This window comes from Janthinobacterium sp. 344 (assembly GCF_900112025.1).
In the GTDB taxonomy this organism is placed as follows: domain Bacteria; phylum Pseudomonadota; class Gammaproteobacteria; order Burkholderiales; family Burkholderiaceae_D; genus Janthinobacterium.
On record NZ_FOKL01000006.1, the window covers coordinates 405,480 to 417,903 of the forward strand.

General features: G+C 64.9%; 12 protein-coding genes and 1 tRNA gene. 2 read left to right on the top strand and 11 right to left on the bottom strand.

Annotated elements, in window-relative coordinates; translation table 11 throughout:
• Window positions 1-134: 134 nt before the first annotated feature.
• The gene (rsmI, locus tag BM193_RS18340) at window positions 135-1,043 is read left to right on the top strand and encodes a 16S rRNA (cytidine(1402)-2'-O)-methyltransferase (RefSeq protein ID WP_092799106.1); all 909 of its coding nucleotides are present in this window, start codon (window positions 135-137) and stop codon (window positions 1,041-1,043) included.
• A 5-nt stretch (window positions 1,044-1,048) separates the two neighbouring features.
• Here the strand turns inward: rsmI and BM193_RS18345 are convergent, their stop codons facing one another.
• The 3 genes from BM193_RS18345 to BM193_RS18355 form a co-directional block, all read right to left on the bottom strand.
• A complete protein-coding gene (locus BM193_RS18345) occupies window positions 1,049-1,489 on the bottom strand; it encodes a hypothetical protein (RefSeq protein WP_254786308.1) in 441 nt (146 codons plus the stop codon).
• Window positions 1,425-2,012 carry a nucleotidyltransferase domain-containing protein gene (locus BM193_RS18350; protein ID WP_254786309.1) on the bottom strand — a complete coding sequence of 196 codons (588 nt, stop codon included), beginning with the start codon at window positions 2,010-2,012 and terminating at the stop codon, window positions 1,425-1,427. The genes BM193_RS18345 and BM193_RS18350 overlap by 65 nt, the downstream gene beginning before the upstream one ends.
• 89 nt (window positions 2,013-2,101) lie before the next feature.
• Window positions 2,102-2,743, bottom strand: a complete 642-nt coding sequence (locus BM193_RS18355; protein ID WP_092799112.1) for a hypothetical protein — start codon at window positions 2,741-2,743, stop codon at window positions 2,102-2,104.
• 166 nt (window positions 2,744-2,909) lie between these two features.
• Here BM193_RS18355 and BM193_RS18360 point away from each other — a divergent pair.
• Window positions 2,910-2,986 (top strand) — tRNA-Pro (locus BM193_RS18360).
• A gap of 164 nt (window positions 2,987-3,150) precedes the next feature.
• Here BM193_RS18360 and BM193_RS18365 read toward each other — a convergent pair.
• The 8 genes from BM193_RS18365 to BM193_RS18400 form a co-directional block, all read right to left on the bottom strand.
• The gene (locus BM193_RS18365; RefSeq protein ID WP_092799114.1) at window positions 3,151-4,071 is read right to left on the bottom strand and encodes a hydroxymethylglutaryl-CoA lyase; all 921 of its coding nucleotides are present in this window, start codon (window positions 4,069-4,071) and stop codon (window positions 3,151-3,153) included.
• A 1-nt stretch (window position 4,072) separates the two neighbouring features.
• On the bottom strand, window positions 4,073-5,005 hold the full coding sequence (locus BM193_RS18370; RefSeq protein WP_092799116.1) for a 2-hydroxyacid dehydrogenase: 933 nt from the start codon (window positions 5,003-5,005) through the stop codon (window positions 4,073-4,075).
• 11 nt (window positions 5,006-5,016) lie between these two features.
• Window positions 5,017-7,044 (bottom strand): acetyl/propionyl/methylcrotonyl-CoA carboxylase subunit alpha, encoded by a 2,028-nt coding sequence (locus tag BM193_RS18375; RefSeq protein WP_092799118.1) that lies wholly within the window; start codon window positions 7,042-7,044, stop codon window positions 5,017-5,019.
• A gap of 153 nt (window positions 7,045-7,197) precedes the next feature.
• Entirely contained in the window at window positions 7,198-8,244 is a 1,047-nt protein-coding gene (gene bioB / locus BM193_RS18380) for a biotin synthase BioB (protein ID WP_092799120.1), read from the bottom strand.
• 32 nt (window positions 8,245-8,276) lie between these two features.
• Window positions 8,277-9,068: a dethiobiotin synthase gene (gene bioD / locus BM193_RS18385; protein WP_092799122.1), complete on the bottom strand. Its 792-nt coding sequence runs from the start codon at window positions 9,066-9,068 to the stop codon at window positions 8,277-8,279.
• The gene (bioF, locus tag BM193_RS18390; RefSeq protein WP_092799124.1) at window positions 9,058-10,254 is read right to left on the bottom strand and encodes an 8-amino-7-oxononanoate synthase; all 1,197 of its coding nucleotides are present in this window, start codon (window positions 10,252-10,254) and stop codon (window positions 9,058-9,060) included. The genes bioD and bioF overlap by 11 nt, the downstream gene beginning before the upstream one ends.
• A 1-nt stretch (window position 10,255) precedes the next feature.
• Window positions 10,256-11,584: an adenosylmethionine--8-amino-7-oxononanoate transaminase gene (bioA, locus tag BM193_RS18395; RefSeq protein WP_092799126.1), complete on the bottom strand. Its 1,329-nt coding sequence runs from the start codon at window positions 11,582-11,584 to the stop codon at window positions 10,256-10,258.
• A gap of 45 nt (window positions 11,585-11,629) precedes the next feature.
• A complete protein-coding gene (locus tag BM193_RS18400) occupies window positions 11,630-12,418 on the bottom strand; it encodes an enoyl-CoA hydratase/isomerase family protein (protein ID WP_092799127.1) in 789 nt (262 codons plus the stop codon).
• Window positions 12,419-12,424: the final 6 nt, after the last annotated feature.

Here is a 12,424-nt window from a genome sequence, read left to right on the forward strand (position 1 = left end):
GGCCTTGTGTTAGATTCAATAGGCGCGCACAATTGCCCGGGCGCGTCGCAAGGCGTGCTGCAAGCGCTCAGCATGCCGGTCGCGGCACAAACAAGCAGTAACTTCACACTATTAGCAAGCATTTAACCTCCAAAATGACCGTACAAGAAATCCGTTCCATCGCCAGCCTGCCCATCATGACAGAGGCGGCGCACCAGGTCTATCCTATCGCAACATTGTATATAGTGGCCACGCCGATCGGGAATGTGACCGATATCAGCCTGCGCGCGCTGCATTTGCTGAGCCTGGCCGATGCCGTCGCCTGTGAAGATACGCGCAATACGGCGCACCTGCTGACGCGTTTTGGCCTGAACAAGCCGTTAATTGCGGCGCATCAACATAATGAGCGGGAAGTGGCGGAAACGCTGATTGCCCGCCTGCAGGCCGGCGAGCGCATCGCCCTCGTTTCCGACGCGGGCACGCCCGCCGTCTCCGATCCCGGCGCGCGCATCGTCGACGCCGTGCGCGCGGCCGGCCTGCGCGTGCTGCCCCTGCCCGGCCCGTCGGCGGCCATCACCGCCATTTCCGCCAGCGGCCTGTTGAACGACCAGTTCTACTTTGTCGGCTTCCTGCCGGCCAAGGCCAAGCAGCGTGAAAACATGCTGCACGGCCTGCGCGGCGTGACGGCGACGATGGTGTTTTATGAAGCGCCGCACCGCATCCTCGATTGCGCCACGGCCCTCGTGGAAGCGTTCGAACCGACGCGCCAGGTGGTGTTCGCGCGCGAGCTGACGAAAATGTTCGAGGAAATCCACCGCTGCCCCCTGTCCGAGGCGGAAAGCTGGATCCGCGCCGACGCGCACCGCGAAAAGGGCGAGTTCGTCGTCCTGCTGGAAGGCGCCACGCAGGCGCAGGACGCGGAAGACGTGGAAGCGGAACGCATCCTGAACATTCTGCTGGCCGAATGCAGCGTCAAGCAGGCGGCGAATCTGACGGCGCAAATCACGGGCCGCAAGAAAAACGCCCTGTATGAACGGGCGTTGCAGTTAAAGGGGCAGGAATAAGGGACTCAGGACGGCGGTGGGGCATCGAGCGCCTGCGCCGCTGCGAGCAGATCTTGCACATGCTCGATCAACTCGTCGACAAAGCCCTGCGTGACATCCAGCTCGCCCTCGTATTCGGCCAGGTTGCGCTTCCTGTGCGCCTGATTGAATAGCAGCCACTGCTGCGGCGTGAAACCCAGCGTGTGTTCCAGACTCTGAAAGACGAGATAGCGGTTGTCGCTGCGATAACCATGTTGACGCAGCGCAGACCGGGCAGCCGCATGCGCCGCGTTATACGCCAGGTCGAAGCGGCTTTCCAGCGACAGTATCGGCTGCCTGGCATCGTGCAGGCGCACGGTGGCCGAGCGAAGCAAGCCCGCCCGTTCGCGTGCGTCCGTTGGCTCAGCCTTGAGCTGGCCGATGCGCGCCAGGTTCGCCAGCGCCTGTGAGCTTGAGGAGGTCATCATTGGCCCCTTTGACAAAAATCTTGGGCTGTTCGAGGACGCGCACGGCGAACGACTTGCCGTCGTCTATTCTTTCCCGCCATTCTTCATGTGTGTACAAGGTGGGGTTGATGCTGCGCCCCAGTTGCTGCTGCGCTGGCTGCAGCGCTGCCAGCAACTGGGCATTCGATGCCATGTTGCCGATCACCATCAGGTCGATGTCGCTGTGCGCCTGTTCCGTGCCCTTGGCCATCGAACCGTACACAAACGCCAGGTCGATTTCCTGCCAATACGGTTGCAGGGCCACGCGCAGCACATCGGCGACACCAAAGGTTTTCAGCACGATGCTGCGCAGCTCGTTGAAGATCGGCGCATCATGATTTGCCTGGTAATGCTTCTGGTTGCCCACTTTCTTGACGGTCACCAGGGCCGATTTCACCAGCTTGGCCAGTTCGCGTTGCACGGCGCCCGAGCCGATGGCCGCGAAGGCGATGATCTCATTCGCATAGAAAGACCGCTGCGCCTGGCCAAAGAGCAAAGCCAGCACGCGTTGCTGTGTCTTGGAAAACAATGTATCTGCGAAAGTACCCATATTGGGTATGTTAGTACCCAATATGGGTATAGTCAAGCAGCCCATCACCACTTGCAACCGCTATCCTTTTTATCGAGCAACATCAGCACGGGCGCCAGCAAGCCTGCCCCTGCATAGGCGGTGCGGCAATCGCCGCGCTTGCCTTGGGCGATGGCGCGCGCCAGCTGGCTTTCCGTTTGCAGCGGCTTGTCGGGGATTTGCCCCACGGCCGTGCCCACCTTGGACGGGTCGCGCTCGCCCGCCATCTTGCGCGCCGTCGTCCGGGCCGCTTCCATGTCGAATTTCGGTGTCTCTTGCGTGAAGGTGTCGGGGCTGGCCACCGGCGTGGCCGGTGAGGCCGGGACGACCGTGATGGCTTGCGCACTGGACGCGGGCGCCGTTGGCGCCTGCGCCGGCGTTTCGCGCACCGTGGCAAGCTTCGGTTTGCTGATGGGCTTGGGTTCGCGTTTCGGCTGGATCATGTCGACAGGCGGCGGGGGCGGGGGAGGCTTTGCGGCCAGCGGACGTATCCACACGGCGATCGATTCCACGCGCGGCGCCGTGTCCAGCGCGACAGACGGCTGGACGTGGCGCCACAGAGAGAGCAAGGCGCCATGCAGCAGCAAGGATACGGCAATGCCCAGTACGATGCCGCGGCGATTCGACAGAGGCCGGTCGCCCCCGTTTTTTTCTATCCTGAAATCCATTGCCGTCGTCGCCTTCATGTCTGATCGGGAAAACTTGCCAACCTAGTGTCGCATACTTCGGACATGTTGAAAAATACAGGGGTCTCTGTGCCGCGCGTAAATAATTTACACAGAGTTTCACCTGACCCTTGACCGAAGTGGATGCGGCCTGTATTATCTTGGTCTTCGGAGTGTGGCGCAGCCCGGTAGCGCACCTGGTTTGGGACCAGGGGGTCCAAGGTTCGAATCCTTGTACTCCGACCAAATTTGTAGAAAAAAACCCAAGAGTTTCGGCTCTTGGGTTTTTTTTCGTCTGTAGGTTTGACCGCTGCATTGACACCGCAAAAGTCTGTACAGCCGGGGTCAAGCCCCTGGCTGCGTTGGCGCTGAGCTTGACGCTAGCGGCCTTGAGGGGCCGCCCCCCGATGTCAGCCTGCGCGTTTCGCCGCGATGGCGTTGCCCGCGCGGCTGGAACCCTTGCGCCCCAGCTGCTGCGCAATGAACTGCCCCGCGTCGACCACCAGGTCCAGGTCGATGCCGGTGTCTATGCCCAGTCCCTGCATCATGTACAGCACGTCCTCGGTGGCCACGTTGCCGGTGGCGCCCTTGGCGTAGGGGCAGCCGCCCAGGCCCGACACGGACGAATGATAGATCGCGATGCCCGTTTCCAGGCTGGCATAGATGTTCGCCAGCGCCTGGCCGTAGGTGTCGTGGAAGTGGCCGGACAGGCCACCCACGTGGAAGGCCGCGATGGCGCGCTGCATCACCGCCTGCGTCTTTCTCGGCGTGGCCACGCCGATGGTGTCGGCGATGTCGATTTCATCGCAACCGAGGTCGCGCATGCGGCCCACCACGTCGGCCACGGCGTCGAGCGGCACGTCGCCCTGGTAGGGGCAGCCGAAGGCGCAGCTGATGCTGCCGCGCAGGCGCAGGCCGTGTTCCTTGGCCGCCTTCGCCACGCCTTCGAAGCGGGCGATCGATTCGGCGATGGAGCAGTTGATGTTCTTTTGTGAGAACGCCTCGGAGGCCGAACCGAAGATCACCACTTCATCGGCCTTCGCCGCCAGCGCCGCCTCGAAACCCTGCATGTTCGGCGTCAGCGCGGAATAAATCGTGCCGGGGCGGCGCGCGATCTTTGCCATCACCTCCGCGCTGGTGGCCATCTGCGGCACCCATTTCGGCGAGACGAACGACGCCGCCTCGATATTGGCGAAGCCCGCCTGCGTCAATCGGTCGACCAGCTCGATCTTGACGGCGGCGCTGATGGTTTCCTTCTCGTTTTGCAGGCCGTCGCGCGGTCCCACTTCGACGATCTTGACCTGCCTGGGCAAACTGGTAGTAGGGTTCATCTCAATATCCTTGCAAACGGTTGACGGTGCCGGCGACAAGCTCTCCGGCGTGCAGGCGGCGCATCTTGGCGGCGATCTGCGCCACGCTTTCGCGGCGCAGGGTGGCGGCCGAAATATGCGGCGTGATGGTGATGCGCGGTTCTTGCCAGAACGGGTGCTGCTGCGGCAGCGGCTCGTTGCGGAACACGTCCAGCGTCGCGCCGGCGATATGTCCGGAACGGATCAGGGTCAGCAGATCCGGCTCGGCCAGATGCGCGCCGCGCGCCACGTTGATGACGTAGGCGCCCGGCAGCAGCATCGACAGGCGCGCGCGGTCGAGCAGGTTGTGCGTGTCCGGCGTGAGCGGCAGCATGCACACCAGCACGCGCGTGCCGCGCAGGAAGGCTTCCAGCCCTTCCTCGCCCGCGAAGCACTGTACGCCATCGAGCTGCTTGCGGCTGCGGCTCCAGCCACGCAGGGGGAATTCGAACTGCGCCAGCGCGTCGAGCACGCGGGTACCCAGCACGCCCATGCCCAGCACGCCGACGGGAAAGTCCGCCTTGTCGTACGCGGGCAGCGGCTGCCAGATGCCGGCGCGGCCCTGCGCCTCGTAGTCGTCGAAGCGGCGGAAGTGGCGCAGCACGGCGTGGCTCACATATTCGGCCATCTGCACGCCCATGCCCGCGTCATCGAGGCGCACCAGCGGCACGTGGGCGGGCAGCGCCTCGCCGAATTTCAGCAGCGCGTCGACGCCGGCGCCCGTGTTGAAGATGGCTTTCATAGTGGCCAGCTCCGGCAGCATGGCGGCGGGCGGCTGCCAGACGACGGCGTAGTCGCACGGCGGAGCCGCCTCGCCTTCGCGCCAGAAGTGGATGTCAGCTTCGGGCAGCACGTCGCGGAAGTCGCTGATCCACGCCGCTTCCTTGCCATCCGAACGTTGTAAAAGGATGCGCATCGCCGCTGCCTTTATGCGGCGGCCTTGAAGGCCAGCAGCGGCGCGCCGTCGGCCACCTGGTCGCCGACGGCATACAGCACGTCTTCCACCAGGCCGTCGTGCGGCGCGGCGATCGTGTGCTCCATCTTCATCGCTTCCATGATGACCAGCGGCTCGCCCTTCTTGACGTCCTGCCCCTTGTTGACCAGCACGGCGACGACCTTGCCCGGCATCGGCGCCGTCAGGCGGCCGCCTTCCGCTTCCGTTTCGCCCGCGTGGGCCATCGGGTCGCTGTAGTGCAGGGTGTAGTGCAAGCCGCCGGTAAATACGTGGAACTGCTCGCCGTCGCGCAGCACCGTGCCGTGCACGGCACGCTCGCCCAGCTTGATGTGCAGCTCGTTGCCTGTGCGCGCCGTCAAGGTGAGGGGCTGGCCGTTGAACAGCCAGCCATCGGTCTTGTAGGCGATGCGCGCGGCATAGGCCTTGCTGTCGCCAGCCTGCGTAAATTCATCGGCAAACGCCAGGCTGCGGCCCAGGGTGCTGTTCAAGCGCCAGCCCAGGGCATTGCCCCACGGGTCGGCGCGGTTGGCCGACTGCGCCTCGGCGGCCGTTTTTTCTTCCAGCAGCAGGGCGACGGACGCCAGCGCCAGGGCCGTGTCGGGCGCCGCCTGCAGGACGGGAAACAGCGACGCCTGATTGCGCTCGATGAGGCCCGTATCGAGATCGGCAGAGCTGAATGCCTGGCCTTCGACCAGGCGCTTCAAAAAGGCGATATTGCTGGCCAGGCCCACGATCTGGTACTCGGCCAGCGCCTGCGCCATGCGCGCCAGCGCCTCGCGGCGGTCCGCGCCCCAGACGATCAGCTTGGCGATCATCGGGTCGTAGAACGGCGAGATGGCGTCGCCTTCGCGCACGCCCGAATCGATGCGCACGGACGCCGGCACCACCGTGCCGCCCAGCTCGAACGTCACGGCCGAAGGCGATTGCATGTGGCGCACGGTGCCGATCGACGGCAGGAAGCCCTTTTCAGGATTTTCCGCGTAGATGCGCGCCTCGATGGCGTGGCCGTGGATCGTCAATTCGCTCTGTTTTTTCGGCAGCGGCTCGCCAAAGGCGACGCGCAACTGCCATTCCACCAGGTCGGTGCCGGTGATCATTTCCGTCACCGGATGCTCCACTTGCAGGCGCGTGTTCATTTCCATGAAGTAGAACGAGCCATCCTGGTTGGCGATGAATTCCACCGTGCCCGCGCCCACGTAGCCGACGGCCTTGGCGGCGGCGACGGCCGCCTCGCCCATGGCCGCGCGGCGCTCCGCCGGCATGCCCGGCGCCGGCGCCTCTTCCAGCACCTTCTGGTGGCGGCGCTGCACCGAGCAGTCGCGCTCGAACAGGTAGATGCAGTTGCCGAGCGTGTCGGCGAACACCTGGATTTCGATATGGCGCGGACGCGACAGGTATTTTTCGGCCAGCACCTTGTCGTCGCCGAAAGAGCTGATCGCCTCGCGCTTGCACGAGGCCAGCGCGGCCTTGAAATCATCGGAATGCTCGATGACGCGCATGCCCTTGCCGCCGCCGCCGGCCGAAGCCTTCAGCAGCACGGGATAGCCGATCTTGTCGGCCTGGCCGTGCAGGAAGTCCGCATCCTGTTCCTCGCCGTGGTAGCCGGGCACCAGCGGCACGTTCGCCTTTTCCATCAGCGACTTGGCGGCCGATTTGGAGCCCATGGCGCGCATGGCGGACGCCGGCGGGCCGATGAAGACCAGGCCCGCCGCGTGGCAGGCGTCGGCAAAGTCGGCGTTTTCGGACAAAAAGCCGTAGCCGGGGTGGATCGCCTGCGCGCCAGTGGCCAGCGCCACGGCGATGATCTTGTCGCCGCACAGATAGCTTTCCTTGGCCGGCGCGGGGCCGATCAGCACGGCTTCGTCGCACACGGCGACGTGCTTGGCGTTGGCGTCCGCCTCCGAGTACACGGCGACGGTCTGGATGCCCATGCGGCGCGCGGTAGCGGCGACACGGCAAGCGATTTCGCCGCGGTTGGCGATCAGGATTTTAGTGAACATGGTCTCTCTCTTTGCAGCTCGTGGCTGGAAGTTTTTTATTGTGGGGTCTGACCCTTTGGGTCAGACCCCGGCAGGACAGACGTTGGGTTCTTGTTTAACCCAAAAGCAAGAGCCGGGGTCAGACCCGGCGGGTCTGACCCCGGTTGGCTTCGATCAGCAGCCGCACTTCTCTTTCTGCACCGAGTCCAGCATGGCGCCGCGCGTCTGCAGGCCCAGTTTGTTCAACAGGACGCGGTCGTCTTCCGCTTCCGGGTTGTCGGTGGTGAGCAGCTTGTCGCCGTAGAAGATGGAGTTGGCGCCGGCCAGGAAGCACATGGCTTGCACGGCTTCGCCCATCTGGCGGCGGCCGGCCGACAGACGCACGCGCGCCTTCGGCATGGTGATGCGGGCCACCGCGATCGTGCGCACGAATTCGAACGGGTCCAGCGCTTCCAGGCCAAACAGGGGCGTGCCCTCCACCTGTACCAGGTGATTGACGGGCACCGATTCCGGGTACGGATTCAAATTGGCCAGCTGGGCGATCAGGCCTGCGCGCTGCAATCGCGTCTCGCCCATGCCGACGATGCCGCCGCAGCACACTTTCAAGCCCGCTTCGCGCACGCGGCCCAGCGTATCGAGGCGGTCCTGGTATTCGCGCGTGGAGATGACGTTGTCATAGAACTCGGGCGCCGTGTCCAGGTTGTGGTTGTAGAAGTCGAGGCCCGCGTTCTTCAGGCGGTCCGCTTGTCCCTCTTCCAGCATGCCCAGGGTGGCGCAGGTTTCCAGGCCCAGCGCTTTCACTTTGCTGACCATTTCTTCGACTTTGTCCATGTCGCGGTCCTTCGGGCCGCGCCAGGCGGCGCCCATGCAGAAGCGCGTGGCGCCGTTGGCTTTCGCCTGGCGCGCCGCGTCGAGCACCGTGTCGATGTCGAGGATTTTTTTCGCTTCCACGCCCGTGTCGTAGCGGGCCGCCTGCGGGCAGTAGCCGCAGTCTTCCTCGCAGCCGCCCGTCTTGATCGACAACAGGGTCGCCAGTTCCACGTCGCCGTCGGGGAAGTTGATGCGGTGCGTTTGCTGGGCCTTGAACATCAGGTCATTGAAAGGCAGGTCGAACAGGGCCAGCACATCATCGATGGGCCAGGTGGCCGCTTCCGGCAGGGTGATGCGCGCCGCCGGGCGGTGCAGTTCGACGGTTTTTGCTGCTTCTTGGACTACAGACATGGTGATTCCTTCGCTTCTATTTTGAATACGTTTTAAGTGTTGGGGTGCTGCGCCGGCCAGTTGGGCAAGCCGGTGAAATCGAGATACGCCGCCGCCGCTTGCGCGCTGGGTTGCGCCAGGCGCGGTACCCTGCCCAGCAGCGGCGCCGGGATGCGCTCGATCAGCGCATCGATATTTTCGTCGAGGAAGCGCATTTCCACTTCCAGGGTGTTGGCGACCCAGCCGATCACCGTCAGGCCGCGCGCTTCGATGGCTTCCACCGTCAGCAAGGCCTGGCTGATGCAGCCCAAACGCATGCCGACCACGAGGATCACGGGCAGATCGAGCTGCTGCGCCAGGTCGGCCGAATCGAAGCCGGGCGACAGCGGCACGCGGAAGCCGCCCACGCCTTCGACCACGACGGCGTCCGAGGCGGCGGCGATTTCCAGGTAGGCGGCCAGGATCGGCACCGATTCGATGCTCACGCCTTCGAGCGCGGCGGCGATGTGCGGCGCCGCCGCTTCCTTGAGCATGTAGGGCGTGGTGATATTGCGCAGCATGCTGACGTTGCCGGCGGCGATCAGGCTGTCGGCGTCTTCATTATGCAGTTCGCCGTCGCGCATCTCGGCACCGGCGGCCACCGGCTTCATGCCGCAGGCGCGCACGCCGCGCGCCACCAGCGCGTGCAGCAGGGCCGACGAGGTCAGGGTCTTGCCGATTTCCGTGTCGGTGCCGGTGACGAAACAGGCAAAGCGCGATGGCAGGCCGGTGGCGGCTGGCGCCGGCTGCACGGCCGGCGCCAGGTCCGCCAGCACTTCCGCCACGATAGGGTCATCAAGGCTCATGGCGAGTCCTTTCCAGGGTGTTGAGTGCGTTGATCAAGTGCGCCACTTCCTGCGCCGTGTGGCCGGCCGACAGGGTCACGCGCAGGCGCGCCGTGCCGACGGGGACGGTGGGCGGGCGGATCGCGCCGACCCACAGGCCTTGCTGGTACAGGGTGGCGGCGATGTCCAGCATGTCCGCATTCTCGCCGATGATGACGGGCTGGATGGCGGAGAGCGACGGCAAGGCTTGCCAGCGCCGCAGCTGCAGGCCCTCGTTCCATTGCGCCACCAGCGCCGCCAGGTGGGCGCGGCGCTGCCGGCCTTCCTCGCCGGCGATGATGTCCAGGCTGGCCAGCAGCGCATGCGCCAGCGCGGGCGCGGCCGCCGTGGTGAAGATGTAGGGGCGCGCCTTCTGGATCAGGGTTTCGATCACGGCGTCGTGCGCGCAAACAAAGGCGCCGCCCACGCCGGCCGATTTTCCCAATGTGCCCACATACACGAGGTAGGGCGAATGCAGCTTGAAGTGCTCCAGCGCGCCGCGGCCGTTGTCGCCCAGCGCGCCGAAGCCGTGCGCATCGTCGACCACCAGCCAGGCGCCGTACTGCTCGCACAGGGCCAGCAGCGCGGGCAGCGGCGCCAGGTCGCCATCCATGCTGAAGACGCTGTCGGTGACGACGATTTTCGTCTTGGCTTTGCTGGCCGCCAGCAGGGCCGCGAGCGCATCGAGGTCGGCGTGCGGATACACGCGCGTCTTCACGCGGGCCAGGCGCGTGCCGTCGATCAGCGAAGCGTGGTTCAGCGCTTCCGAGAAGATCTCGGCGTCCGCGTCGCCCGCCGACAAGGCCGTCAGCACAGCCAGATTAGCCATGTAGCCGGTGCAGAAATACAGGGCGCGCGCCTGTTCCAGGTTGGCGCCGACAAACGCGGCCAGGCGTTCTTCCAGCTGCGCGTGGGCGCGGCTATGGCCGCTGATCAGGTGCGAAGCGCCGCTGCCGGCGCCATACAGGTCGGCGCCCTCTTGCAGCGCGGCGACGATGCGCGGATGCGACGCCAGGCCCAGGTAGTCGTTGCTGCAGAAGGCCAGCATGTCGCGTCCATCGACCGTCAGGCGCGGCGCGCACGGCGTGTCGACGGTGCGGCGGCGGCGCATCAGGCGGCGCTCTTCCAGCCCCTGCAACTGCTGCTTCAAGCGCGTGAGCAGTTCCATCTCAGGCTCCCATCACGCTGTTGAAGACGGCCAGCGTTTGCTGGCCCAGGCCCGCGATTTCGGCGTCGTCGAGGATGTACGGCGGCATCAGGTAGACGGTGGAACCGATGGGGCGCATCAGCAGTTCGTGTTCCAGCGCCGTGCTGAAGAAGCGGCGCGAAAAATCGGGCGCCGCGTCCACCGCATCGAAGGCCCAGATCATGCCCTGCTGGCGGAAGTGTTTTACGCGCTCGTGCTGCGCCAGCGGCGCCAGCGCGCGCGTGATCTTGGCGGCGCGTTCGCGGTTGGCCGCCAGCACGTCGTCTTCCTCGAAAATCGACAGGGTCGCCAGCGCCGCGCGGCAGGCCAGCGGGTTGCCCGTGTACGAGTGCGAATGCAAGAAGCCGCGGCGCACGTCGGTGCTGTAGAAGGCCTGATAAATATCTTCGCGCGTCATCACCAGGGACAGGGGCAAATAGCCGCCGCTGATGCCCTTGGACAGACAGACGAAGTCGGGCCAGATGCCGGCCTGCTCGCACGCGAAGAAGGTGCCCGTGCGCCCGCAGCCGACGGCGATTTCGTCCAGGATCAAATGGACCTGATAGCGGTCGCACAGGGCGCGCACCAGTGACAGGTACAGCGGGTCGTGCATGGCCATGCCGGTGGCGCACTGCACCAGCGGCTCGATGATGATGGCGGCGATCTTGTCGGCCTTCTGCTGGAACAGCTGTTCCACTTCAAAGGCCGCGCGGCGCGCCACGTCTTCGGCGGACTCGCCCTCGGCCGCCTGGCGGAAGTCGGGCGACATCACCGTCTGCGTGGCACGCAGCAGGGGGCCGTAGGCGTCCTTGAACAGGGCCACGTCCGTGACGGCCAGCGCACCGATGGTTTCGCCGTGGTAGCTGCCCTTCAGGCACACGAATTCCTGTTTCTCGCTCTTGCCGCTGTTGCGCCACGCATGAAAACTCATTTTCAGGGCGATTTCCACGGCCGACGCGCCATCGGAGGCGTAAAAGCTGTGGCCAAGCACACCGCCCGTCAAGGCGGAGAGCTTTTCCGACAGCTCGATCACCGGTTCATGCGTGAAACCGGCCAGCATGGCGTGTTCCAGCCGGTCCAATTGATCCTTGAGTTCCGCATTGATGCGCGGATTCGCATGGCCGAACAGGTTCACCCACCAGGAGCTGATGGCGTCCAGGTAGCGTCGGCCTTCGTGGTCGTACAGCCAGGCGCCGCGGCCATGGCTGACGGGGATGAGGGGAACCGTCTCGTGGTGCTGCATTTGCGTGCACGGATGCCACACGCTGCGCAGACTGCGTTCGACCCAGCCCGATTGTTTTTCTGCTTTCAAAACTGCTCCAATGATTTTCTTAATCCATGCGCTTTGGACTATTAACTAGCCCATGAGCCAAGCCGGCTTGCGCTTCTCGAGGAAGGATTGCACGCCTTCGCGTCCCTGCTCCGAGGCGCGGATCTGCGCGATGCGCTCGGCCGTGTCGGCCAGCAGCGCGTCGTCGACCGGCCGGCCGGCGATCTCGCGCACCAGCGTTTTCGCCTGCGCCACGGCGTGCGGGCTGTTGCCCGTCAGCGCCTTCAGCACATCAAAGGTTTTCGCGTCCAGCGCGCTTGCCTCGACTACCTCGTGGGCAAAGCCGATGCGCAGCGCTTCCTGTGCGGAGAAGCGCTCGGCGGTCAGGAAATAGCGGCGCGCCGCGTTTTCGCCCATGGCCTTGATGACATACGGTGAAATAGTGGCCGGGATCAGTCCCAGCCGCACTTCGCTCAGGCAGAAATGCACGTCTTCCGCAGCCAGAATGATATCGCATGCGGCGACGAGGCCCATGCCGCCCGCATAGCAGTCGCCCTGGATCTTCGCCACCACGGGTTTCGGACACAGGTAAATCGTGCGCAGCATCTGCGCCAGCTGCAGCGCGTCGGCCTGGTTTTCGGCATGCGTGTAGCCGGCCATCTTCTTCATCCAGTTCAGGTCCGCACCGGCGCAAAAGGCCGCGCCGTTCGCCGCCAGCACGATGGCGCGCACCATGTCGCTGCGGCCCAGGCCTTCGAAGGCGCGCGCCAGTTCGGCGATCGTCGTCTCGTTGAAGGCATTGCGCACGTCGGGGCGGTTCAGGGTCACGGTGGCGACATTGCCCTCGATGACCAGCTTTAAGGTTTCAAATTCCATGCTTTT